Annotated in this window: 24 protein-coding genes and 1 tRNA gene; 7 read left to right on the forward strand and 18 right to left on the reverse strand. The window is 66.1% G+C overall.

The features are described from left to right. Positions 1 to 2,233, reverse strand: a 2,233-nt coding sequence (gene lon, locus ACFE7F_RS10220; RefSeq protein ID WP_375403779.1) for an endopeptidase La, incomplete at its 3' end; no start/stop codon positions are given. Between the two features lie 210 nt (positions 2,234 to 2,443). On the opposite strand from lon, the gene ACFE7F_RS10225 reads away from it, so the two are divergent. Next, positions 2,444 to 4,123: a M1 family metallopeptidase gene (locus ACFE7F_RS10225; protein ID WP_375403745.1), complete on the forward strand. Its 1,680-nt coding sequence runs from the start codon at positions 2,444 to 2,446 to the stop codon at positions 4,121 to 4,123. On the opposite strand, the gene ACFE7F_RS10230 is transcribed toward ACFE7F_RS10225, so the two are convergent. From ACFE7F_RS10230 to ACFE7F_RS10255, 6 genes are all read right to left on the reverse strand, one after another. After that, entirely contained in the window at positions 4,120 to 4,578 is a 459-nt protein-coding gene (locus ACFE7F_RS10230; protein ID WP_375403746.1) for a DUF2243 domain-containing protein, read from the reverse strand. The two genes, ACFE7F_RS10225 and ACFE7F_RS10230, sit on opposite strands and share 4 nt — an antisense overlap. Beyond that, the gene (locus tag ACFE7F_RS10235; protein ID WP_375403747.1) at positions 4,568 to 4,777 is read right to left on the reverse strand and encodes a hypothetical protein; all 210 of its coding nucleotides are present in this window, start codon (positions 4,775 to 4,777) and stop codon (positions 4,568 to 4,570) included. The genes ACFE7F_RS10230 and ACFE7F_RS10235 overlap by 11 nt, the downstream gene beginning before the upstream one ends. Before the next feature lie 77 nt (positions 4,778 to 4,854). Beyond that, positions 4,855 to 5,316 carry a DUF4760 domain-containing protein gene (locus ACFE7F_RS10240; protein WP_375403748.1) on the reverse strand — a complete coding sequence of 154 codons (462 nt, stop codon included), beginning with the start codon at positions 5,314 to 5,316 and terminating at the stop codon, positions 4,855 to 4,857. Next, the gene (locus tag ACFE7F_RS10245; protein ID WP_375403749.1) at positions 5,313 to 5,501 is read right to left on the reverse strand and encodes a hypothetical protein; all 189 of its coding nucleotides are present in this window, start codon (positions 5,499 to 5,501) and stop codon (positions 5,313 to 5,315) included. The genes ACFE7F_RS10240 and ACFE7F_RS10245 overlap by 4 nt, the downstream gene beginning before the upstream one ends. 311 nt (positions 5,502 to 5,812) lie before the next feature. Then, a complete protein-coding gene (clpX, locus tag ACFE7F_RS10250; protein ID WP_375403750.1) occupies positions 5,813 to 7,078 on the reverse strand; it encodes an ATP-dependent Clp protease ATP-binding subunit ClpX in 1,266 nt (421 codons plus the stop codon). Between the two features lie 113 nt (positions 7,079 to 7,191). Further along, complete coding sequence (locus tag ACFE7F_RS10255; protein WP_375403751.1) at positions 7,192 to 7,881, reverse strand: ATP-dependent Clp protease proteolytic subunit; 690 nt, start codon at positions 7,879 to 7,881, stop codon at positions 7,192 to 7,194. 230 nt (positions 7,882 to 8,111) lie between these two features. Between ACFE7F_RS10255 and ACFE7F_RS10260 the strand changes: the two genes are divergently transcribed. Next, positions 8,112 to 9,893, forward strand: coding sequence for a hypothetical protein (locus ACFE7F_RS10260; RefSeq protein ID WP_375403752.1), 1,782 nt, complete (start codon positions 8,112 to 8,114; stop codon positions 9,891 to 9,893). Here ACFE7F_RS10260 and ACFE7F_RS10265 read toward each other — a convergent pair. The 4 genes from ACFE7F_RS10265 to ACFE7F_RS10280 form a co-directional block, all read right to left on the reverse strand. Next, on the reverse strand, positions 9,862 to 10,803 hold the full coding sequence (locus ACFE7F_RS10265; protein ID WP_375403753.1) for a glycosyltransferase family 2 protein: 942 nt from the start codon (positions 10,801 to 10,803) through the stop codon (positions 9,862 to 9,864). The two genes, ACFE7F_RS10260 and ACFE7F_RS10265, sit on opposite strands and share 32 nt — an antisense overlap. Next, positions 10,800 to 11,591, reverse strand: a complete 792-nt coding sequence (locus tag ACFE7F_RS10270; protein WP_375403754.1) for a hypothetical protein — start codon at positions 11,589 to 11,591, stop codon at positions 10,800 to 10,802. Before ACFE7F_RS10270 ends, ACFE7F_RS10265 begins: the two co-directional genes overlap by 4 nt. Positions 11,592 to 12,119: 528 nt before the next feature. Beyond that, a complete protein-coding gene (tig, locus tag ACFE7F_RS10275) occupies positions 12,120 to 13,769 on the reverse strand; it encodes a trigger factor (RefSeq protein ID WP_375403755.1) in 1,650 nt (549 codons plus the stop codon). Positions 13,770 to 13,827: 58 nt separating this feature from the next. Beyond that, a tRNA-Leu gene (locus ACFE7F_RS10280) sits at positions 13,828 to 13,912 on the reverse strand. Between the two features lie 117 nt (positions 13,913 to 14,029). Between ACFE7F_RS10280 and ACFE7F_RS10285 the strand changes: the two genes are divergently transcribed. Genes ACFE7F_RS10285 through ACFE7F_RS10295 form a run of 3 tightly spaced genes read left to right on the forward strand, consistent with a single transcriptional unit; the run spans position 14,030 to position 14,735 of the window. Beyond that, entirely contained in the window at positions 14,030 to 14,167 is a 138-nt protein-coding gene (locus tag ACFE7F_RS10285; protein ID WP_375403756.1) for a hypothetical protein, read from the forward strand. An 11-nt stretch (positions 14,168 to 14,178) separates the two neighbouring features. Continuing rightward, positions 14,179 to 14,511: a hypothetical protein gene (locus tag ACFE7F_RS10290; protein WP_375403757.1), complete on the forward strand. Its 333-nt coding sequence runs from the start codon at positions 14,179 to 14,181 to the stop codon at positions 14,509 to 14,511. Positions 14,512 to 14,531: 20 nt separating this feature from the next. Beyond that, positions 14,532 to 14,735, forward strand: coding sequence for a hypothetical protein (locus ACFE7F_RS10295; RefSeq protein ID WP_375403758.1), 204 nt, complete (start codon positions 14,532 to 14,534; stop codon positions 14,733 to 14,735). A 65-nt stretch (positions 14,736 to 14,800) separates the two neighbouring features. Here ACFE7F_RS10295 and ACFE7F_RS10300 read toward each other — a convergent pair whose 3' ends face one another. The 6 genes from ACFE7F_RS10300 to gatC all read right to left on the reverse strand — a co-directional run bounded on the left by ACFE7F_RS10300 (position 14,801) and on the right by gatC (position 19,642). Then, positions 14,801 to 15,580: a hypothetical protein gene (locus ACFE7F_RS10300; protein ID WP_375403759.1), complete on the reverse strand. Its 780-nt coding sequence runs from the start codon at positions 15,578 to 15,580 to the stop codon at positions 14,801 to 14,803. An 82-nt stretch (positions 15,581 to 15,662) separates the two neighbouring features. Beyond that, complete coding sequence (gene gatB, locus ACFE7F_RS10305; protein WP_375403760.1) at positions 15,663 to 17,135, reverse strand: Asp-tRNA(Asn)/Glu-tRNA(Gln) amidotransferase subunit GatB; 1,473 nt, start codon at positions 17,133 to 17,135, stop codon at positions 15,663 to 15,665. Then, complete coding sequence (locus tag ACFE7F_RS10310; RefSeq protein ID WP_375403761.1) at positions 17,132 to 17,542, reverse strand: type II toxin-antitoxin system VapC family toxin; 411 nt, start codon at positions 17,540 to 17,542, stop codon at positions 17,132 to 17,134. Before ACFE7F_RS10310 ends, gatB begins: the two co-directional genes overlap by 4 nt. After that, complete coding sequence (locus ACFE7F_RS10315; protein ID WP_375403762.1) at positions 17,539 to 17,838, reverse strand: AbrB/MazE/SpoVT family DNA-binding domain-containing protein; 300 nt, start codon at positions 17,836 to 17,838, stop codon at positions 17,539 to 17,541. Before ACFE7F_RS10315 ends, ACFE7F_RS10310 begins: the two co-directional genes overlap by 4 nt. 32 nt (positions 17,839 to 17,870) lie before the next feature. Continuing rightward, the gene (gatA, locus tag ACFE7F_RS10320) at positions 17,871 to 19,355 is read right to left on the reverse strand and encodes an Asp-tRNA(Asn)/Glu-tRNA(Gln) amidotransferase subunit GatA (protein WP_375403763.1); all 1,485 of its coding nucleotides are present in this window, start codon (positions 19,353 to 19,355) and stop codon (positions 17,871 to 17,873) included. Then, on the reverse strand, positions 19,355 to 19,642 hold the full coding sequence (gatC, locus tag ACFE7F_RS10325; RefSeq protein ID WP_375403764.1) for an Asp-tRNA(Asn)/Glu-tRNA(Gln) amidotransferase subunit GatC: 288 nt from the start codon (positions 19,640 to 19,642) through the stop codon (positions 19,355 to 19,357). Before gatC ends, gatA begins: the two co-directional genes overlap by 1 nt. A gap of 66 nt (positions 19,643 to 19,708) precedes the next feature. Between gatC and ACFE7F_RS10330 the strand changes: the two genes are divergently transcribed. After that, on the forward strand, positions 19,709 to 20,824 hold the full coding sequence (locus ACFE7F_RS10330) for a DUF3089 domain-containing protein (RefSeq protein WP_375403780.1): 1,116 nt from the start codon (positions 19,709 to 19,711) through the stop codon (positions 20,822 to 20,824). Between the two features lie 10 nt (positions 20,825 to 20,834). Then, on the forward strand, positions 20,835 to 21,302 hold the full coding sequence (ruvX, locus tag ACFE7F_RS10335) for a Holliday junction resolvase RuvX (RefSeq protein WP_375403765.1): 468 nt from the start codon (positions 20,835 to 20,837) through the stop codon (positions 21,300 to 21,302). A 4-nt stretch (positions 21,303 to 21,306) separates the two neighbouring features. Here ruvX and ACFE7F_RS10340 read toward each other — a convergent pair whose 3' ends face one another. Beyond that, a complete protein-coding gene (locus ACFE7F_RS10340) occupies positions 21,307 to 21,978 on the reverse strand; it encodes a TonB family protein (protein ID WP_375403766.1) in 672 nt (223 codons plus the stop codon). Positions 21,979 to 21,998 lie beyond the last annotated feature (20 nt).

Genomic DNA, 21,998 nt, shown 5'->3' on the forward strand with positions numbered 1-21,998 from the left:
GCAGCACCTCGTCGACATGGGATACGGGGATGATCTTGAGCCCGTCCTTGATCGACGCGGGCACGTCGGCCAAGTCCTTCTCGTTCTCCTGCGGGATCAGCACCGTCTCGATCCCGCCGCGCAGGGCCGCCAGCAGTTTCTCCTTCAGGCCGCCGATCGGCAGCACACGGCCGCGCAGCGTCACCTCGCCCGTCATCGCGATCTCCTTGCGCACCGGCACTCCGGTCAGCGTGGACACGATCGAGGTGACGATGCCCACACCCGCCGACGGCCCGTCCTTGGGCACGGCGCCCTCGGGCAGATGGATGTGGACGTCCTTCCTCGCGAACAGGCTGGGCTTGATGCCGTAGCTCGGCGCGCGCGCCTTGATGTAGCTGAAGCCGGTCTCGATCGACTCCTTCATGACGTCGCCCAATTTGCCGGTGATCTTGGCCGCGCCTTTGCCCGGCACCGTCACGCTCTCGATCGTCAGCAGCTCGCCGCCGACCTCGGTCCAGGCGAGCCCGGTGACCGCGCCGATCTGGTGCTCGGTCTCCGACAGGCCGTGACGGTACTTCTGGACGCCCGCATATTCATGGAGGTTGTCGGGCGTGATCACCACGCTCGCCATCTTGCCCTCCAGGATGCGGCGAAGCGCCTTGCGGCACAGCTTGGCGATCTCGCGCTCCAGCGTGCGGACGCCCGCTTCGCGCGTATATTGCTGAATGAGCACGCGCAGGCCCGCATGCGTCAGCTCGAACTCACCCGGCTTGAACCCATGCGCTTCCATCTGCTTGGCCACGAGATGCCGCTCGGCGATTTCAACCTTCTCGTCCTCGGTGTACCCCTCCAGCCGGATGATCTCCATCCGGTCGAGCAGCGGCTGCGGCAGGTTGAGCGTGTTGGCGGTGCATACGAACATCACGTCCGATAGGTCGAGATCGACCTCCAGATAGTGGTCCTGGAACTTGGAGTTCTGCTCCGGATCGAGCACCTCCAGCAGCGCCGACGCCGGGTCGCCCCTAAAATCCTGACCGAGCTTGTCGATCTCGTCGAGCAGGAACAGTGGGTTCGACGCGCCCGCCTTCTTCAGATTGGTGACGATCTTGCCCGGAAGCGAGCCGATATAGGTTCGCCGGTGCCCGCGGATCTCGGCCTCGTCGCGTACGCCGCCCAGCGACTGGCGGATGAACTCGCGCCCCGTCGCCTTGGCGATCGACTTGCCCAGCGACGTCTTGCCGACGCCGGGCGGGCCGACCAGGCACAGGATCGGCCCTTTCAGCTTGTTGGTCCTGACCTGCACGCCGAGATATTCGACGATCCGGTCCTTGACCTTGTCGAGCGCATAATGATCTTCGTCGAGCGTTACCTGCGCGGCGGCGATGTCGCGCTTGATCTTGGACTTCTTGCCCCAGGGCAGGCCCAGCAGCACGTCGAGATAGTTGCGCACGACCGTCGCCTCGGCGGACATCGGCGCCATCGTCTTGAGCTTCTTCAGCTCGGACGTGGCTTTGGTACGCGCCTCCTTGGACAGCTTGAGCGTCGCGACCTTGTGCGTCAGCTCGGCGATCTCGTCGCCGTCGCCCTCCTCGCCGTCATTGCCCAGCTCGCGCTGGATCGCCTTGAGCTGCTCGTTCAGGTAATACTCGCGCTGAGTCTTCTCCATCTGCCGCTTGACGCGGCTCTTGATCTTCTTCTCGACCTGCAGGACGCCGAGCTCTCCCTCCATCAGCGCGAAGGTGCGCTCGAGCCGCTTGACGGGATCGGCCTCGGCCAGGAGCAGCTGCTTCTCGGGCACCTTGACCTGGATGTTGGCCGCGACCGCGTCGGCAAGGCGCGAGGGGTCGTCGATCTCGCCCAGTTGCGTGGCGGTCTCGGCGGGCAGCTTGCGGCCGAGCTTGGCGTAGTTCTCGAACTGCGAAACGACCGATCGCATAAGCGCCTCGACCTCCGAGCCCTCGACCGCGGTGTCCTCGACGGACGTGATCTCGGCGGTGAGGAAACCGTCGGCGTCGGCGACCGAGTCGAGGCTCGCGCGCGCCCTCCCCTCGACGAGCACGCGTACGGTGCCGTCGGGGAGCTTCAGCAGCTGGAGCACCGTCGCGGTGACGCCCAGATCGTGGAGTTCGGCGCGGCCGGGATCGTCCTCGCCGGGATCGAGCTGCGCGACAAGGAAGATTTCCTTGTCCGCCGCCATCGCCGACTCGAGCGCGGCGACTGACTTGTCGCGGCCGACGAACAGCGGGACGATCATGTTGGGAAAGACGACGATGTCGCGCAAGGGGAGAAGGGGCAAGGACTGGTTGGTCGACACTTTGTTCTCAGGAGACTCGTCTGATGGGGATTGGGTCATGAACACTCCGGTGGGGGCCATGCGGCACCCTTGCTTCGGATATATGGGGCGTAGCGGGATCGTCATCAATCGGGTGTTGGGCCGCTCGCCGCGGCGTGGCACATACGCATCGTGACGCTGCTCCTGCTCCCGCTCGCGCTCTTGGCCGCCGATACCCCGCCCGGGAAAGGCGAGCCGCCGCTGACCGCGCAGACTAAGCGGTCAGGCGGTACGATCGACCCCGAACAAGCCAAGCTGCGTTTCGACGCGGCGGACCTCCAGATCGAGCTGCTGCCCGCGAGCAAGTCGATCACCGGCGTGGCGACGCTCAATTTCACCGCGCGCGCACCGCTTAGCGAGCTACGCATCGATCTCGACCGCAACCTGCCCGTCAGCGCGGTGACGGTCGACGGCGCGGCACTTCCGCCAGGAGAGTGGACGAACCCCGACGGGCGGTTGCGCATCACCCTCCCCCGTCAGGTCGCGGCAGGACGCGCCTTCACGACCCGCATCACCTATGGCGGTACGCCGCATGTCGCGGTGCGCCCGCCTTGGGACGACGGGGTGGTCTGGTCGAGCGCGGCGGGCGAGACCTGGTTTGCGACCACCGCGCAAGGGTATGGCTGCGACCTGTTCTGGCCCTGCCTCGACTTCCCGACGGCCGAGCCGGCGGTCGTCACTCTCCACCTGACCGTGCCCGCCGGGCTCAAAGCGCCATCCAACGGCAAGCTGCTCGGCGTCGATCGGCTGTCGGGCGGGCGGACGCGGTGGAACTGGCGGGTGCGGAATCCGAATACTTACGGCGTCGCGCTCAATGTCGGTCCGTATAAGGAACTGAGTGCCCCCTACCGCAGCCGCTACGACAACACGGTCCCGCTCCATTTTTGGTACTTGCCTGCCCACGCGGCGCAGGCTCGGGGCCTCTTCGCCGAGTTCGCGCCGACGCTCGACTTCTTCGAGGCGGTGATCGGCCCCTATCCCTTCGCGGACGAGAAGCTCGGCGTGGTCGAGACGCCGCATCTCGGCATGGAGCATCAGACGATCAACGCATACGGCAACGAGTATAAAAAGGCGGTCGAGGGCTTCGACTGGCTCTTCCATCACGAATTGTCGCACGAATGGTTCGCCAACCAGCTGACCGCCGCGAACTGGGACGATTTCTGGCTGCATGAGGGGTTCGCCACCTACATGCAACCGCTCTACGGCCGCTGGCGCGAGGGAGAGGCGCGCTACGCCGCGATGATGGACCTGCAACGCCAGCGCATCCTGAACGACGCTCCCATCGTCAGCGGCCGCGTGCGGACCTCGGAGGAGGTGTATGAGACGGGCAAGGGCGGCCCCGGCAGCGACATCTATTTTAAGGCGTCCTGGATGCTCCACACCCTGCGCGGGCTGATCGGCGACAAGGCGTTCTTCGATGCGACGCGGCGGTTGGTCTATGGCCGCCCCGATCCGAAGCCGGGTAACTTCCGCCCGCGCTTCGGCACCACGCGCGAGTTCGAGGGGTATGTCCGCGACGCGACCGGACGCGATCACGCGTGGTTCTTCGACGTGTACCTGCGTCAGGCCAAGCTGCCTGAGCTGGTAGAGCGGCGCGATGGTGAAACGCTGCTGCTCGAATGGCGCGTACCCGGCGGCGGAGCCTTTCCCATGCCGGTGGAGATTCAGGTTGGCGGCCAGCTCAAACGCGTGGCGATGGCAGGTGGGCGCGGAACCCTCGCAGTGCCGGAGGGTGCGCACGTCGTGATCGACCCGAACGCCCGCATCCTCCGCCGCTCGGCGGCGGTGGAAGCGATACGGGGCGGCCGCTAGCCTTCCGACCGCCGCGTCAGCATCCACCCCGTCGCGGCGAGCGCGACGCCCGATGCCAAGAACACCCAGTCCCACATCGACGGCCCGAGCCGCTCGACCACATGATGCAGCCCGAGCAGGTGATGGTCGATCGCCCCCTCGATCAAGTTGAACAACCCCCAACCGAGCAGCAGCGCCCCGCCGAGCACGCGACCGGGCACCCCCGCACTCCCGCTCCGCGCCCGCCAAAGCAGGGCGACGCCGAGCGCGGTCACCCCCCACACGAACGCGTGGAACACGCCGTCCCACACCATGTTCACCTTGGCCCCGACCAGCGTGTCGGGGCTGATCCTTGCGGAGAGCATATTGTGGATTTGCAGGACCTGGTGGAACAGAATGCCGTCCACGAACCCGCCCATGCCGATCCCGATCGCCACCCCGGCACGGACTACCGCACGGTGCGGGTCAACGATCACGCCGCGCTCCGGGTACCAGCCAGATCGCGGCGAGCAGCACCGGCACCGGCGCGAGCGCCATCGCCGCGTTCAGCAGCAAGTCCGGCCCGAACAGCGCCGCCCGCACTTGCTCGGCCGTGTCGCTATGGCAGAACGTGCATGCCCAGGCGGTATTGGGCGCGAGAAGCGCGGCGCAGGCGAGAAGCGAGCGGGCGATCATTGCAAGTGGACGCGTGGGAAGCGTGGCGGTTCCGGTGCCCACAGGTCAGGGTCGGGCAAGTCCTCGAGCTACGCGCTTCAGAGTTCTCTATAATGACGACGCAGCATCGTGAAATGCTCAAACGTACGGGTGTTCCGCCGTTGCAGGTCGGTGATGTAAGGCGCGCTATGGTCGTGCACGTAGGTCAGCGTTCCGCGTAGCGTCTTGGCGACGATGCGCTCGTCCAGTTCGCCTTCGAGCACGCCGACCGAGATGAACTCGCAGAAGTTCAGGAGGTAACGCAGCCTTTGGAGTGCTCGTCGATCGTCCTCGTCGTCAGACGCCTCCAACCTTTTAACGAGCGCGCTATCGATCTGGAGGCCGGGTAGAACCTTGTTGAACGCGGTGAGCGCGTCGCCGAAGGCCGGTTGCGAGAAGCGAGTCGCAACGACGTCCATGGTCAGCTTGGAGCGCCCGGTCCGGTGCGTGACCCAGCCGGAGATCATCCAACCGGCCGCCGCCGCTGCGATCGCGGAGAAGCCCGCGACGCTGCTTATCATGGAATGGTGGCAGGGTCGGCGAGGTCGACCTGCCGCCAAAGATGGAACGCCATGGACAAGGATGCTGCGGCGATCAGCACGGCGAGGATGGCGATCAGCAGTATCGGATTGCGGATCCGGGCGGTGGAATAGCGGCGGACCGAAGATCGTCGCTTGATGATGGAGGTGAGCGCCTCCTCCGCCATACGATGACAAGGCGACCCGATCGTCCTCGGAGACGGCGTGCTCGGCGAAGACCGCTTCGCTACGCCCTTGCAGTACGGCGCGGCAGATGATCCGCTGGGTCGTCCAGTCGTGGTGGGGCATGGCGACCAGGTCCGGGCAAAAAAAGAGCGGCCTTCCTCAAGCCGCTCCGTCATTATCTGGTAACAGGATCAGCCGCCGAAGACATCTTCCCTGCGCAATTGGGTATGAACGACCATTCCGATCCTCCTTCAAGCTAAATCATTGTAGACCACATCAACGCATAACCGTCAATGAACGTGCCCTAGGCCGCCTACGCCGCCTCCCCGCCCTTCTTTTTTTCGGCATACACGCGGATCGGTTCCTTGCGGCCCTCGATCACGTCCTTGTCGATCATCACCTCGTCGACGCCGTCCATGCCGGGCAAATCGAACATCGTGTCGAGCAGGATCGACTCGAGGATCGACCGGAGCCCACGCGCGCCCGTCTTGCGCTCGATGCCCTTCTTGGCGACCGTGACGAGCGCGTCGTCGGTGAAGCCGAGCTCGACATCCTCCATTTCGAACAGTTTCTGATATTGCTTGACCAGCGCGTTCTTGGGCTGGGTCAGGATCTTGACCAGCGCGTCGACATCCAGATCCTCAAGCGTCGCGATCACCGGCAGGCGGCCGACGAATTCGGGGATCAGCCCGAATTTGAGCAGGTCCTCGGGCTCGGTCGAGCGCAGGATTTCGCCCGTGCGCTTTTCCTCGGGTGCCGCGACATAGGCACCGAAACCGATCGACTTGCCCTGCAGGCGGTCGCCGATGATCTTTTCGAGGCCGGAGAACGCGCCGCCGCAGATGAACAGGATGTTGGTCGTGTCGACCTGCAGGAACTCCTGCTGCGGATGCTTGCGCCCGCCCTGCGGCGGCACCGACGCGGTAGTACCCTCCATCAGCTTGAGGAGCGCCTGCTGGACGCCCTCGCCCGACACGTCGCGGGTGATGGACGGGTTCTCGGCCTTGCGGCTGATCTTATCGATCTCGTCGATATAGACGATCCCGCGCTGCGCCCGCTCGACGTTGTAGTCACTCGCCTGGAGCAGCTTCAGGATGATGTTCTCGACATCTTCGCCGACGTACCCCGCCTCGGTCAGCGTCGTCGCGTCGGCCATCGTGAACGGCACGTCCAGGATGCGCGCGAGCGTCTGGGCGAGCAGCGTCTTGCCGCAACCGGTCGGCCCGACGAGCAGGATGTTCGATTTGGACAGCTCGACATCGGCACCTTTGGCACCGTGGTTCAACCGTTTGTAATGGTTGTGGACCGCCACCGACAACACGCGCTTGGCGCGCTTCTGGCCGATGACATAGTCGTCCAGGACGTTGCAGATCTCCTGAGGCGTCGGCACGCCGCCGTCCTTCTTGGACACGAGCGACGACTTGGTCTCCTCGCGGATGATGTCGTTGCACAGCTCGACGCACTCGTCGCAGATGAACACGGTCGGTCCCGCGATCAGCTTGCGCACCTCATGCTGCGACTTGCCGCAGAAGGAGCAATAGAGGGTGCTCTTCGAGTCGCCACCGCTCAGCTTCGTCATTGAATCACCTCTGGCGCGCTCGGAAACACGCGCTTCGCTATCGGGAACGGCAATGTAACGCCGCTCCCCCGACACACAAACGAAATACGCCCAAGCGGCGGTAAACGCTCCGTCTACGCCGCCGCGGCCATGTCCTCGGTCGGCTGCGGACGCTTGTCGAACACCTCGTCGATCAGCCCGAACGCCTTGGCCTCGTCCGCCTGCAGGAACGTGTCACGGTCCATGCGGCGCTCGATCTCCTCGATCGGCTGGCCGGTATATTGCGAATACAACTCGTTCATCCGCGCCCGGATGCGCAGGATCTCTCGCGCCTGGATCTCGATGTCCGACGCCATGCCCTGGGCGCCGCCGCTCGGCTGGTGGATCATGATGCGCGAGTTGGTGAGCGCGACGCGCATGCCCTTCTCGCCCGACGCGAGCAGGAACGACCCCATCGACGCGGCCTGGCCGATGCACACCGTCCCGACGCGCGGGCGAATATAGTTCATGGTGTCGTGGATCGCCATGCCCGCCGTCACCACACCGCCCGGCGAGTTGATGTACATGAAGATGTCCTTCTTCGGATTCTCCGACTCCAGGAAGAGCAGCTGCGCGGTGATGAGCGACGCCATGCCGTCCTCGACGCCGCCCGTCACGAACACGATCCGCTCGCGCAGCAGGCGCGAAAAGATATCGAACGACCGCTCGCCGCGGTTCGACTGCTCGATGACGATGGGAACGAGCCCGGCCTGGGTTTGTGCTAGGCCCAGACCGGCTGCGCTGAGCGGGCTCGCGAAATCGCCGGACTCGAACGGATTGTGCATGGGGGGACTCTCTGATGCCGGGAAGGCCGCATACATCGCGCGGCGCGCGAACTAGTTCAAGTCCCGCGCGGCAGGCTCGGCTGGGCGGCGCGGTCGGAGACGATCGGTGACCCGGTACAGGACATACGCGCCGATCGACATACTGGCGGCCGGGGAACGGCTCGTGCAGGATCGGTCGTCGCCAGGCGCGCCGGCCGAGGCGCGAACGGGTCATCGAACGGGGGGCAACGATGTATCACGAACGCGCAGGGTCGACCCATGTCGGTGACGCATCCGACTGGACTTGGACGCGCTTCGACGAGCCGCGATGGGCGCGTACCCGATCGACGCGTCGGCTCGCGCTTTGCATTACGCTCGCCCTCGTAGTCGGCTTCTTCTTCCGGGACGCGATCGGGACCGGCCTCACTGGGCTCTACGGCGACAGCTATGACGGCCTGATCGAGATCTCGATCCTGGAGCATTGGTACGCCGTGGTGGCCCGCGGAGCTTCGTGGTCGGAGGTTGGTTACTTCCATCCGTATCCCGCGACGCTGGGCTATAACGATACCTACTTGGTTCCAGGGGTCTTCTACGCGGCGGCACGCTTGCTCGGCGCGGACCCGTTCCTATCGGCCTTCGCATCGCACGTCGCGATGAAAGCGATCGGCTTTCTCGGCATGTACGTCCTGCTCCGGCGCGGCACCGGCGTCCGCACCGGCCTCGCCTTGGCCGGGGCGGCGCTGTTCGCGACCGCGAACGCGTCATTGCTCCACATGCTGCACGGTCAGTTGCTGTCGGTCGGGCTTCTGCCTTGGCTGGGCTTCGTCGCTATCCGAACGGCGCAGGCGCTGGCAGCGAGCGATGGTCGCGCCTTGTACCGCTCAGGCGTCGCGCTGGCACTGCTTTACGGATTGACCGCCTTCAACGCCTTTTACGCGGCTTGGTTCTTCGCCTTCTTCATGATGCTGTTCACGGCGGTGGGCGTGGTGGCAGCCGGTCCGCGTCGACGAGCGACGCTCCTCCGTTCCATTCGGCGGCAGGCCGTGCCGATCGCCGTCCTTCTCGTCGTCGCGCTGCTGGCGCTCCTGCCGTTGTTCGCGCTCTACCTGCCGAAGATCGCCCAAGGCGCCCGACACGACTGGACGGAAGGCGCATCGCGTTTCCTTCTGAGCCCGAGCACTCTGGTCAATGTCGGCGGGGGCAATCTCGTTTGGGGCGGCTTGCTCGATGGCGGCATCCAGGCGCTGACCGGGCACCCGCCCTTCCGCGGCGAAGCGCGTTTCGGGATTACGCCCGGGTTGATCGTCGTTGCCGCGGCGGCGACCGTTTGGGCCGCGCGCGACCGTTCGCGCGGCCGGCTCGCCTTGGCGCTGGGTTGCACGCTCGCCGTCGCGCTGCTGCTGATGGCGCGCGGACCGGGCGGGTTCACCCTGTGGCGCCATGTCTACGATCTGGTGCCGGGAGCGGACACGGTGCGGGTGGTGTCGCGCTTCCTGCTGTTCGCGCTGGTCCCGGTCATCCTGATCGTCACGATCTTCCTCGACCGGTCGGGTCGGCGTCCCCGAACAGTCGCGGCGGTGGTCGCCTTCCTTTTGTTTGAACAGATACAACTCGGTGCGCCCCTGGCGGTCGACCGTCCGCGCGAGATGGCAATGCTCAGTTCCGTTGGAGCGCCGCCCGCGAACTGCCGTGCCTTTTTCGTGGTGTCCGCCCGCCCCGACGGGCGTGACGTGCTCGCCGAAGCGAAGCGCATCTCGCGCGCGTGGAACGACGAGCCCGCCCGCGACTTGGCCGCGAATTACCGCCATAATGTCGATGCGATGTTGCTGGCCAGCTATTACGGCCGGCCGACGATCAACGGTTTCTCATCCTTTCAGCCGCCCGACTGGGCGTTCGGCTCACCCGACTCGCCCGATTACGCCAAGCGCGTGCGTGACTACGCCGCGCGGCACCGGATTACGGGGCTATGCGGCCTTGACCGGCGACGCCGGCCGCATTGGTTCAAGCTCGCTCCGGACGCATCGGGGCGCTGAAGCCAAGATACGCCAGCCGCCGCACCTCGCGCCGCCCGCGCACGACGGTGTCCAGGATCAGCCCGGCGAACAGGTTGAGCGCGGCCAGGATGGTGAGCCCCGTCACGCCGATCGCGGTCGGAAATCGCGGCACCAGTCCCGTGTCGGCATAGGTAAGCCCGAGCGGGAGGGCGAGCATGACCGCCACAGTCATCAGCAGCGCGGCGAGAGCGCCGAAGAACCACATCGGCCGCTCGATGCGGTAGAGCGTGGTGATCGTCGACAGGATGCGCCAGCCGTCGCGATAAGTGCTGAGTTTGGACTCGGAGCCTTCCGGCCGCGCGAAATAGGGCGTCTCGACCTCGGCACACGGCATCTTGAGCTCGAGCGCGTGGACCGAGATCTCCGTCTCGATCTCGAACCCGGCCGACAATGAAGGAAAGCTCTTCACGAACCGGCGCGAGAACACGCGGTAGCCCGACAGGATATCGGTGAAGCTGCGCCCGAACAGCCGCGCGAGCATTCCCGTGAGCAGCGCGTTGCCGAATTGGTGCCCGCGCCGGTATGCTTCCGCCGCTTCGTGAACGCGGCTGCCGACGATCATGTCGAATTGCTCGTCCAGCAGAAGGTCGACGAGCCTGGGCGCGGAAGCCGCGTCATAGGTCGCATCCCCGTCGGCCATTACATACACGTCCGCGTCGATGTCGGCGAACATGCGCCTGACCACCGCGCCCTTGCCCTGTATGCGCTCCGTCCGCACGATCGCGCCCGCCCCACGCGCGATTTCGGCCGTCCGGTCGCGGCTGTTGTTGTCATAGACGTAAACGGTCGCTTGAGGGAGCGCAGCACGGAAGCCCGCGACCGTCGCCGCGATCGCGGCCTCCTCGTTGTAGCAAGGCAGCAGCACGGCGACACGCAACAAGTCGTTCATTTCGTGTCCCTAGTCAGACGTAGAGGTCGTGGCGCATCAATCGTTGCGACGCTCAAAACCACGGCGATAGCCGCAAGCACGAACAGCCAGCTGATTCGGCTCTGATAACGATAATGGACACCGGAAAGGGATGCGTATACAATAGCTTTACTAGGATAAGCGGCAGTTACATAGGTGATGAGGACCAAGTCGGCCTTTCGCCGAAAATATGCAGTAACAACGATGACGAGCACGGCAATGATCAAGGCGCTTCCGATTAGGTTATTCGGAATGCGTTTCGCAAATTCTCCATGGGCCTGCTTAGCTTCAAAATATCGTTGCTCTTGAATCAGTCCGTAGAGTTGGCGCGTCCTATTCCAGACATATAATGGTAAGGGGTTAATTTCCGCTGTCGGATCGAGCGTCGACAAGGCCGCTACCGAACCGTTTAGCGATGGAGTCGGTACCAGCCCTAGATGATGTACTAGCGTAGCCGACACCAAACGACGTGACTCCTCGGCCATGGCGTCGAACCCTCCGATACCCGGGATCGGACTTCTCCAGAGGATATCGTCAGCGTTTTTAGACAACCCATCGAGATGGTTGCAGAGTCTGAACTCCGTCGTCGGACAAACCTTCTCCAGTTCAAGCCGAGCCGGTCCGTTGGCGACCAAATTCGCCATCCCATCATCCCAGAAAATAAGTGGGAAACCATTCACTGCGGCGGGATGGAGAAGTTCTGCCGTGCCGAAAGACAGGATTGCTACCCAAGTCAGCGGAGGCCACGACTGTGCACCGTCTATTTCCATCACGCACCCCTTGTCCGGGGAGTTAGACGGCCAGCCCCGAACGGGCAAGCGACCGCCCCGTCTCGATTAGACACGTCCGGGAACCAGCGGCCACATCTTGAGCAACTCGCTAAACGGTGTTCACGTGCCGCTTGAGATGCAATTCGAATCGCTCGAGCACGGACGGTCGACGTCGGTGCGGCTGCCAGCGGATGCGCGGTGAAGCCGCATGGTCCGGTCGTCGTGGTGCCGCCGCGCACCGGTAACTGCATTATCCACAGGTGCGGCTCCCCCGCTCGAACGCGAGCGGGGGGCTTTGACCACACAAGACAATGCGATCAGCGCAACCGCCCCGCGCCCGCCCGCCATGCGGACGAGGGGTCGAAGGCCGGCTTGGCGTGGTCGGTATTCCGGTCGACGATCGAGGTGCCCACCACCGGGCTACGCGTTGTATGATTGGTCGGATCGGCGAAGCCATTCGGTCGGTCGTTTATCAGCCGCTCGAAGATGAATGATCTCTCGATCGGCTACGGCTACGATGTTGCAGCCTTACCCTTGCGACTTCACCCGCGGAGCGCGGGGCTTCTTGGCGGCGGGCGCGGGCGCGTCCTCGGCGGTCGTGCCCTCGGCGGCCTCGGCCGCGACCGGGCTCGACTCCAGGATCTGCGTCTCGGCGGACGGCGGCGCGCCCTTCTTGACCCGCGGCTTTTTGGGCGCGGCGGCGGGCTGCTCGGTCGCAGCCGGAGCCGCTTCCTCATACGCATCGACGATCTCGGCCCCGTGATCCTCGCCGCCGACCTGCTCGTGCGCGTGGTCATGCCCATGATCGTCATCGTAATTGTGGAGGTGCGTTCCCGTCGCGAAGCCGTCCTCGCTCTCGATCGCCGCCTCCAACTCCTCGCGCGTCGCCTCGCGGTCGGTGATCTCGGCGCGCTCGAACAGGAAATCGACGACCTTGTCCTCGTACAAGGGCGCGCGGAGCTGCGCGGCGGCCATCGGCTCCGACTGCACATATTTGATGAACTGCTGGCGCTGCTCGGGGCCGTATTGCTGGGCGGCCTGCGCGATCAGCCGGTTCATCTCTTGGGCGGTGATCTCGACGCCGTTCGCCTGGCCGATCTCCGACAGCAGCAGTCCCAGCCGCACGCGGCGTTCGGCGATGCGGCGGTAGTCGCCCCGCTCGGACTCCATCTCCGCGCGCGCTGCGTCGGGATCGGCCTCGTGCGTCGTCTCATGCTCCAGCTGACGCCAGATCTGGTCGAACTCGGCGTCGACCATCGACGGCGGCACCTCGAAATCATGACCTTCCGCCAGCTGGTCGAGCAGCTTGCGCTTCATGTGGGTGCGCGTGAGGCCGTTATGCTCCTGCTCGACCTGGCTGCGCACCAGCCCGCGCAGCTGCTCCAGGCTCTCGAGACCCAAATTCTTGGCGAGCTCCTCGTCGATGGCGCTCTCGCCCGCGACCTTCACCGACTTGACGACCAGGTCGAAGGTGGCGTCCCGGCCCGCCAGCTCCTTGGCCTGGTAATCCGCCGGGAACGTCACGGCGATCTGCCGCTCCTCGCCCGCGACCGCGCCGATCACCTGATCCTCGAAGCCGGGGATCAGCCGACCCGCGCCGATCTCCACGCCCATGTCGCTGCCCGTGCCGCCCTCGAAGGCGACGCCGTCGTCAGTGGTCTTGCCCACGAAATCGACCGTGACTAGGTCACCCTGCTCCGCGGCCTTGTCGCCGGCGTCGTCCCACTTCTTCTGCCCTTCGGCGAACTTATGCAGCTGCGCGTCAATCGCTTCGTCGGCGACGGCGACCGTCAGCCGCTCGAGCCTCAGCCCCTCGATCGCAGGGGCGGGCACCTGCGGCAGCACCTCCAGCGAGACGACGACCTCCGCATCGTCGCCCGGCGCGAAGCCATCCGCCAGCTCGACGGCGGGCTGCATGGCCGGGCGCAGCTGCTTTTCTTCAAGCAGCGTCTGCACGCCCCGCTGGATCGATCCCTGCAGCGCATCCTGCATCAACGCGGGGCCGTGCATCTTGCGGACCAGGTTGGCGGGCACCTTGCCGGGCCGGAAGCCCGGCATCTTCATCTGCGGCGCCATCCGCTTCAGCTCGGCGTCGACCCGCGCCTCGATATCCCCGGCGGTGATGGTCAGGCGATAGGCGCGGCGGAGGCCCTCGTTCAACGTTTCCACAGTCTGCATCTCGGGCCTTCCGGTATCGATGGTGTTCCGGGGCCCTGCCGCTCACGCAGGGCGGGACTGGTGCGGGCGAAGGGACTCGAACCCCCACATCTTGCGATACTTGGACCTAAACCAAGCGCGTCTACCAGTTCCGCCACGCCCGCACAGATTGGACCCGCCGTAGCGAGCGGCCCTATACCAACGCCCGCCCGCTCGGCAAGCGCCGGAAAGGCAACCGCCGGCTTCCAAGCGCGTTGAGGACGGAGAAGGAGCACCCGATCATGGCCACCCAGCCCCCGCCCGAGACGCCCATGCCCTCGCCCGTCCCCGAATTCGACCCGCCCGCGCCCGATTTCGACCAGCCCTCCCCGGGTATGCCCGCCGGCGATCCAGGCACCGCGCAGCCGCCCGAATTTTGAGGAGCAAGATCATGGCCGAAGCGGACGACACCAGCCCCGACCTGTTCGCCGACATCGACCAGGGCGTCGGCGGCGGCTCGGGCGAGGGAACCGCGCAGGTCGGCGGTGATCCGGGCGAGACGGTGCCCGGTTCGGAGCCTGACGAGGGCGATATGAACCCGTTCGGCGACCCGGACGAGGAGGGTGACGCGGCCCCGAGCGGCGACGCTCCCATCGCAGCGGCCATCGTCTCCACGGCGTCTTCGAGCGGCGTCGGCCACCGCGATGCGGACGACACCGGCGATATCGGCTCGACCGATGGCATGACCGCCAGCTTCGGCGGCCTCGCCGGCACGAGCCGCTAGGCGATCAGGAAGGACCGATCATGACCAACACCGACCGCGCGCCCGATGACCGAAACGACGCCGACGACCGCTCCGACATCGAACAGGTCGTCCAGGCCCGCTCCGACGCCGTCGATCGCGGCGAGGGCGGTCCCGAGCCCGACCCAATGACCTCGACCGGCGACTTCACGGGCTCGGCGGGCACCGGCGGCGAGGTCAAGAATCAGGACCGCGACGCTCAGTAGCTGGATCTAGCGCTCGGTCGCTGGCCATGCCGGATCTTGGATGATCAGTTGACCCTACCGCTTGTTTATAGATCGCCAGCAGCCGATACGCCGAAGTCGTAAACGCGATAGGCCTCGCCGCCCGCTCGCAAGACAAGGCCATATTGACCCGCGGAAAGCACACTCGGCGTTACCGAGAAGATCCCGTCGCCGATCTCCTCGATTGAAAACTGGATCGCGTCCTTCGGATTGATACCTATATTCGCGCCAAACGCTTTTCGCTTACCTACGACCATCTCACGTTGACCGTTTTTGGTTGAGAACCGCACCAAGCTGAATTCCGATGGTGACTGCGCCGAGGCCGTCGCCGAACTCCCGAAATTACCGACACGAGCATCGTCCGGTTCGAAGTAGAAGTAGAATCGTAGCTGTGCCGAAGTGACGATCATTTGCGCGGCAACGCGCGAAATGCCCATCCTCAACCCAAATGGGAACAACAGGCTACTGCTACCGGTCATACGTCCGCCGCTAGCCGTGGTCGGTCGGATCTTGATCAAGTTGTGATCCGGCGCCATTCCAAGATCAACATATAGGCCGGAACTGCGTTTGATCGAAGGTCCCGCAGTCCCGGCCCCCGCGCCTTGCGCATCCGACGAACGGGCGCAGCGCTCCACCATCGCAGCAATCACGGCGTTCGGTACGCCCATGTCCTTCAGCGCGACGATGCTTCGTGTCGACATGTCATACGCACAGGGAACACTGGCGATCTTCGCGAGCAGGACGTCTTCGCCGATACCGGCTTGCGCCAACGCGATGATGCTCGCGTTATTGAACTCTTCGCCGGATGCAGGGACCGTGCTTGTCATCAGCACCCCAAAACGCAAATAGTCCCTTGCACCTCATGGATTGCCTCGTCGTCGTATGTTGTCGCGGTCTTCCGGACGCACGCTAGTTCAGCTTGGCCTTTAATAGCGTGTTGACGACCACCGGGTTCGCCTTGCCACCCATCGCCTTCATCGTCTGGCCGACGAAGAAGCCGAACAGCTTGTCCTTGCCGCCCCGGTAGTCCGCGACCTTGTCGGCGTTCGCAGCCATGATCCCGGCGATCGCCGCCTCGATCGCGCCGGTGTCGCTCGTCTGCTTAAGCCCCCGCTCCTCGACCACCACGCCTGCATCCTGGCCCGTCTCCAGCATGACCTCGAACACCTGCTTGGCCAGGCTGCCCGACAGCGTACCGTCCGCCACCAGCCCGAGCAGCTCGGCGGCCTGGGTCGGCGAGACCGGGCTCGCCTCCATGCCGAGCCCGAGCCGGTTGAGCGCGCCGAACAGCTCGCCCGCAACCCAGTTCGCCGCCGCCTTGGGCTCCGCACCCGCCTCCAGCAGCGTGTCGAACCAGCGCGCCGTCTCGACCTCGGCGGTCAGCACGTTCGCATTATAGGGCGTCACGCCCGCCGCCTCGTACCGCCGCCGCTTGGCGTCGGGCAGCTCGGGCAGCGACGCGCGGCAATCCTCTAGGAACGCGTCGTCGAGCTCGAGCGGCAGCAGGTCGGGATCGGGGAAGTAGCGGTAGTCGTGCGCGTCCTCCTTGGACCGCATCGACCGGGTCACGCCGCGATCGGGATCGAACAACCGCGTCTCTTGGACGATCGTGCCGCCCTCCTCCAGCAGCTCGACCTGCCGCCGCGCCTCGAACTCGACCGTCGCCATTACGAACCGCACCGAGTTGACGTTCTTCGTCTCGGTCCGCGTGCCCAGCGGCTCGCCCGCCTTGCGCACGCTGACATTGACGTCGGCGCGCATCGATCCCTCCTCCATGTTGCCGTCGCACGAACCGACATAGCGCAGCACCGAACGCAGCTTGCGCAGATACGCCCCCGCTTCGGCGGGCGAGGCCATGTCGGGCCGCGACACGATCTCCATCAGCGCGACGCCCGACCGGTTCAGATCGACATACGAGCGCGTCGGATGCTGGTCGTGCATCAGCTTGCCCGCATCCTGCTCGACATGGATGCGCTCCACGCCGATGCGCTTGGTCGCGCCGTCCGGATTCTTCTCGTCCAGCGCGATATCGACCGCGCCCTCGCCGACGAGCGGATGGTACAGCTGGCTGATCTGGTAACCCTGCGGCAGGTCGGCGTAGAAATAGTTCTTGCGGTCGAATCGCGACCAGCAATTTATCTTAGCGTCCAGCGCCATGCCCGTGCGCACCGCCTGACGGATGCATTCGCGATTGGGCACGGGCAGCATCCCCGGCATCGCCGCATCGACAAGCGACACCTGCGTGTTCGGCTCCGCCCCGAACGTAGTCGCCGCGCCGGAGAACAGCTTGGCGTTGGAAGTCACCTGCGCATGGACCTCCAGGCCGATCACGACCTCCCACTCGCCGGTGGCGCCCTGGATGCGGTAGTTGGTCGTGGTCATGGATGCGTGTCCGGGGTGATTAGGGTCAATTTTGGAAAATAGGTAGCTAAGCGCCCCTTGTCTCGCGTGAGGAGCGCGGCCTGCAGTGCACTCGCCTGTCCGGCAATCAGGAAATCAGCGAGGACCGAGGCGCGCGTGCCCCCCGCTCTTCGGTAAGCGCGGTGCGCCCGCCCGGCGCGATAGGCCGCTTCGGCGTCAAGCGGGATGACATTGGCGCCGAGTTGCTCGAGATAAAGCAATTGGTCGTCCGTCGACCCGAAATGGCCGGCGACCTCGGCCAATACGACGGTGCTGGCCGCTAGCCTATTAGTGCGGGCGGCGTGCGCGACGGTTTGACGCGACCAGATCGACCATTTGGCGCTGGTCTCGATAAGATCGATGATGATGTTGCTGTCGAGGAAGATCACACGTCGTCGGGGTGCGGCATCGGTAGTGGTTCACGCAATTCAGCCATGTACTCGTCGGTGTCCACGCCCGTCCGCAAGTGCTTCCACCTCTCAGCCAGCGCTTTCAGCCGTGCGAGCTCGGCCTCGAACGCGGCGTCGTCGTCCAGCAACGTCAGCTTGGGCTTGCGGATCACCACCTCGTCGCCGCCGGACCATTCGACCTCCACCGGTTCGTTGGGTTTGAAGCCCAATGCATCGCGCACATCCTTCGGGATCGTGACCTGGCCTTTGACGGTCATGTTCGTGAGTTTGCCCATACCCCGGTATTACCGTGCTCCGGTTTTACTGTCTACCACCACGCGTCCGGCCGCGCCCTGAACCCCGCCCGTTCCTCAAGCGCCAGCCCGGCGTTCAACACGCCCTGCTCGTCCAGCGCGCGGCCGATGATCTGGAGGCCGAGCGGCAGGCCCTGCTTGTCGAGGCCGCCGGGCACCGACATGGCAGGTAGCCCCGCCAGCGACGACGGCACGGTGAAGACATCGTTCAGATACATCGCGATCGGGTCCGCCGACTTCTCGCCCAGCGCGAACGCCGCTGACGGTGCGGTCGGCGTCAGGAGCACGTCGCACCGCTCGAACGCCTGCTCGAAGTCGCGCGCGATCAGCGCGCGCACCTTCTGCGCCTGGGTGTAATAGGCATCGTAAAAGCCCGCCGACAGCACGTAGGTGCCGATCATGATGCGGCGCTTCACTTCCGCGCCGAAGCCGTCGGCGCGCGTGGCGGCGTACATGTCCTGCAGTCCCGCACCCTCGGGCAGATCGCGCAGGCCGTAACGGACCCCGTCATAGCGCGCGAGGTTGGACGACGCCTCGGCCGGCGCGATGATGTAATAGGCCGGCAGCGCGTATTTGGTGTGCGGCAGCGACACCTCGACGATCTCCGCGCCCGCGTCGCGCAGCCAGTCGGTGCCGGCCCGCCACAGCGCGTCGATCTCCTCGGGCATGTCGTCGACCCGGTACTCCCTGGGAATGCCGACGCGCTTGCCCGCCATGCTCGCCGACAGGCCCTGCTCCCAGCACGGCACGTCGAGCTTGAGCGAGGTCGCGTCCTTGGCGTCGAATCCGCTCATCGCCTCCAACAGGACCGCGCAGTCGCGCACATCGCGCGCCATCGGCCCCGCCTGATCGAGCGAGGAGGCGAACGCGATCGTCCCCCATCGCGAGCAGCGACCGTAGGTCGGCTTGATCCCCGCGATCCCGGTAAAGGCCGCGGGCTGACGGATCGAACCGCCCGTGTCGGTGCCCGTCGCGCCGGGGCACAGCCGCGCCGATACCGCCGTCGCCGACCCGCCCGACGATCCGCCCGGAGCTAGCGGAGCATTGCCGCCATCCGACCGCCGCCAGGGCGACAGCACGTTCCCGAACGCGGAGGTCTCGTTGGAAGAGCCCATCGCGAACTGGTCCATGTTGAGCTTGCCGAGCATGCCCGCACCCGCGTCCCACAGATTTTGCGTGACGGTGGACTCGTAGGGCGGCGTGAAACCTTCGAGAATGTGACTCGCGGCGGTGGTCGGCACGCCCTTCGTACAGAACAGGTCCTTGATGCCCAACGGTACGCCCGCGAGCGGCGCGAGGACCTCGCCCGCCGCGCGCGCGGCGTCGGCCGCCTTGGCGGCGGCGATCGCATGTTCCGGCGTTTCGACCAGGAACGCGTTGAGCGCCTTGGCGCGGCTCACCTCGACGATGAACGCATCCGCCACCTCGCGCGCCGAGAAGCGGCCGCCGCGCACGCCGTCGCGGATCGCCGCGACGCCCAGATCGGTCAGGTCGCTCATTATTCGATCACCTTGGGCACGGTAAAGAAGCCATGCTCGGCCTGCGGCGCGTTGGCGAGCACCGCGTCGCGCACGCCGCCGTCGGTGACCACGTCGTCGCGCAGGCGCAGCGTGTTCGGGATCACGGCCGTCATCGGCTCGACGCCGCTCGTATCGACTTCACCCAGCTGCTCGATCCAGCCCAGGATGTTGTTCAACTCGGGCGCGAGCGCGTGCGCATCGGCGTCGGTGATGGCGATGCGGGCGAGCTTGGCGATGCGCTTCACGGTGGCTTCGTCGACTGACATGACGGCGCGGCTACCGCCCACGCGCGGTCGTTGCAAGCGTACGCCCGTTCGGGCACGGCCCGCGCCATGGTCCGCAAGTTCCTGTATGTCGTGGCGGTCCTCGTCGCCCTCTCGATCGCGGGCGCGTTCGCTTACCGCTTTTACGGCAACGACCTCATCCGCGCCGCGCTTGTGCCGGGCGAGCCGTTCCGCGCGCAGCCGAACGTCGCGGCGAACGCCTATGACGATCCGAAAATGTGGATTGCCCGTCCCGACCTGCCGAACAACCCCGCGCTGTGGACGCCCGCTGGCCATCGCCCGGGCACGGACCGCCGCGCGGCGGTCTTCTTCGTCCATCCGACATCCTACATCTCGCGCGACCGCTGGAACGGCGCGGTCGCGGGCGACGGAGAGACGGAGTTCCGAACCAACGTCTTCGTGCGCGGCCAGGCGAGCGCGTTTAACGAGGTCGGCGACGTCTACGCCCCGCGCTACCGCCAGGCGACGTTCGGCGCGTTTCTGACGAGCGAGGCGGACGCGCAGAGGGCGCTGGCGCTCGCCTACCGCGACGTCGCTGCCGCGTTCGACGCGTTCCTCGCGCAGGTCGACCGCGACCGCCCGCTGATCCTCGCCGGTCACAGCCAGGGCGCGCTTCACCTAACGACTTTGCTGCGCGAGAAGGTCGCCCGCGACCCCGCGCTCCGCCGCCGGGTGGTCGCCGCCTATGTCGTCGGCTGGCCCGTGTCGCGCGTCACCGACCTCGCCGCGCTTGGCCTGCCCGAATGCCGCGCCGCTGCCGAAGTCGGGTGCCTCCTGTCGTGGCAAAGTTTCGCCGAGCCCGCCGACCCGTCGCTCGTCGTCGACACCTACGACGCCACCACCGGCTTCGACGGCCGGCTCCGGCGCGGCACGCCGATGGTCTGTACCAACCCGATAACCGGCACGGCGGACGGCGCGGCCCCGGACACCGCCAACCTCGGCGCGCTCGTCCCGTCGGAGGACCTGTCCACCGCCACGATCGCCGCCGGCGCGATCCCCGCGCGCTGCGACCGGGGCCGGGGCTTCCTGCTGATCGGCGAGCCGCCCAACCTCACCAAATACGTGCTGCCGGGCAACAACTACCACGTATACGACTACAGCCTGTTCTGGGCGAACGTCCGCGCCGACGCCGCCCGGCGGCTCGCGGCCTTTACGGCCCGGTGAGCCTTGATCTGTGATCACCACCGACCGCGCCGTGTTTCGGGCGCAGGTGCCCGGCGGCCGCCTTCTGGGCCTGGATGTCGGCACCAAGACGATCGGCACCGCCTTCTGCGACGCCGGGTGGAGCTTCGCCAGCCCCGCCGTCCTGATCCGCCGCACCAAGTTCCAGCAGGACAAGACCGCCCTCGTCGAACTCATGCGCGGCCAGTCGGTCGTCGGGCTGGTGATCGGCCTGCCCATCAATCTCGACGGCTCCGAGTCGCCCCGCTCGCAATCCACCCGCGCCTTCGCCCGCAACGTCGAGGATCTCGGGCCCGTGCTCCTGTGGGACGAGCGCTGGTCCACACAGGCGGTGACGCGCGTCCTGCTCGAACAGGACGCCAGCCGCGCCAAGCGGGCCGAACTCGTCGACAAGATGGCCGCCGCCTACATCCTCCAGGGCGCGATCGACGCGCTCGTGGCGGGGTCGCCGGCGGCCTGAGCGTCTACTCCAGCGCCCACCGGACGTTGCGCAAGGCCGTGGTGGAGGCGGTGGGCGCGCCGCTCGCATCGCGCGCCGGCTCAAACCGCCCGTTGCGCGTCGTAAGGCGGCAGGTCGCCGCGTCGAGATCGCCGTTCCCGCTCGACGAAGTGACCCGGCAAGCGATCACGCGCCCGTCCGTACCGACATCGACCGACACGCTGACGCGCCCTTCCGCACCCGCGCGCCGGGCGGCGGGCGGATAGCTGTCCTGCGGGAACCACCGGCCCTGGTCGCCGCTCGGCCGCAAGCCCCGCGCCAGGCTGACGGTCGGCATCGGCGGTTCGATATAGGGTCGCGGCTCCGGCGTAGGCGGCGCGGGAGGCAGCGGCGGATACTCGATCGTCGTTGTTGGATAGGTCGGGGCGGCATCCGTCTCGACGCGCCGGATCGGCACGGTGACCACATCGCGCGCGCTCGGGCGGGGCTGCGCCTTGGTGACCGGCTTGGGCTTGTGCTCCGGCGGCGGCTCGGGCGGGTTCTCGATGGGAATGTTCTTGGTGATCAGCGGTGGATCGATCGGCTCGAACACCTTGACTGCCAGCCCCGACAGCAACGCCGCGCCCAGTCCCACATGGACAAGGACGACGGAGCCGATCGCGACGCTCTGGTTCGCTTTCTGGTCTGCATACGCCATGGCATCTCTCCTGCTCATGC

The sequence above is a fragment of the uncultured Sphingomonas sp. genome (genome assembly GCF_964235535.1).
Taxonomy (GTDB): domain Bacteria; phylum Pseudomonadota; class Alphaproteobacteria; order Sphingomonadales; family Sphingomonadaceae; genus Sphingomonas.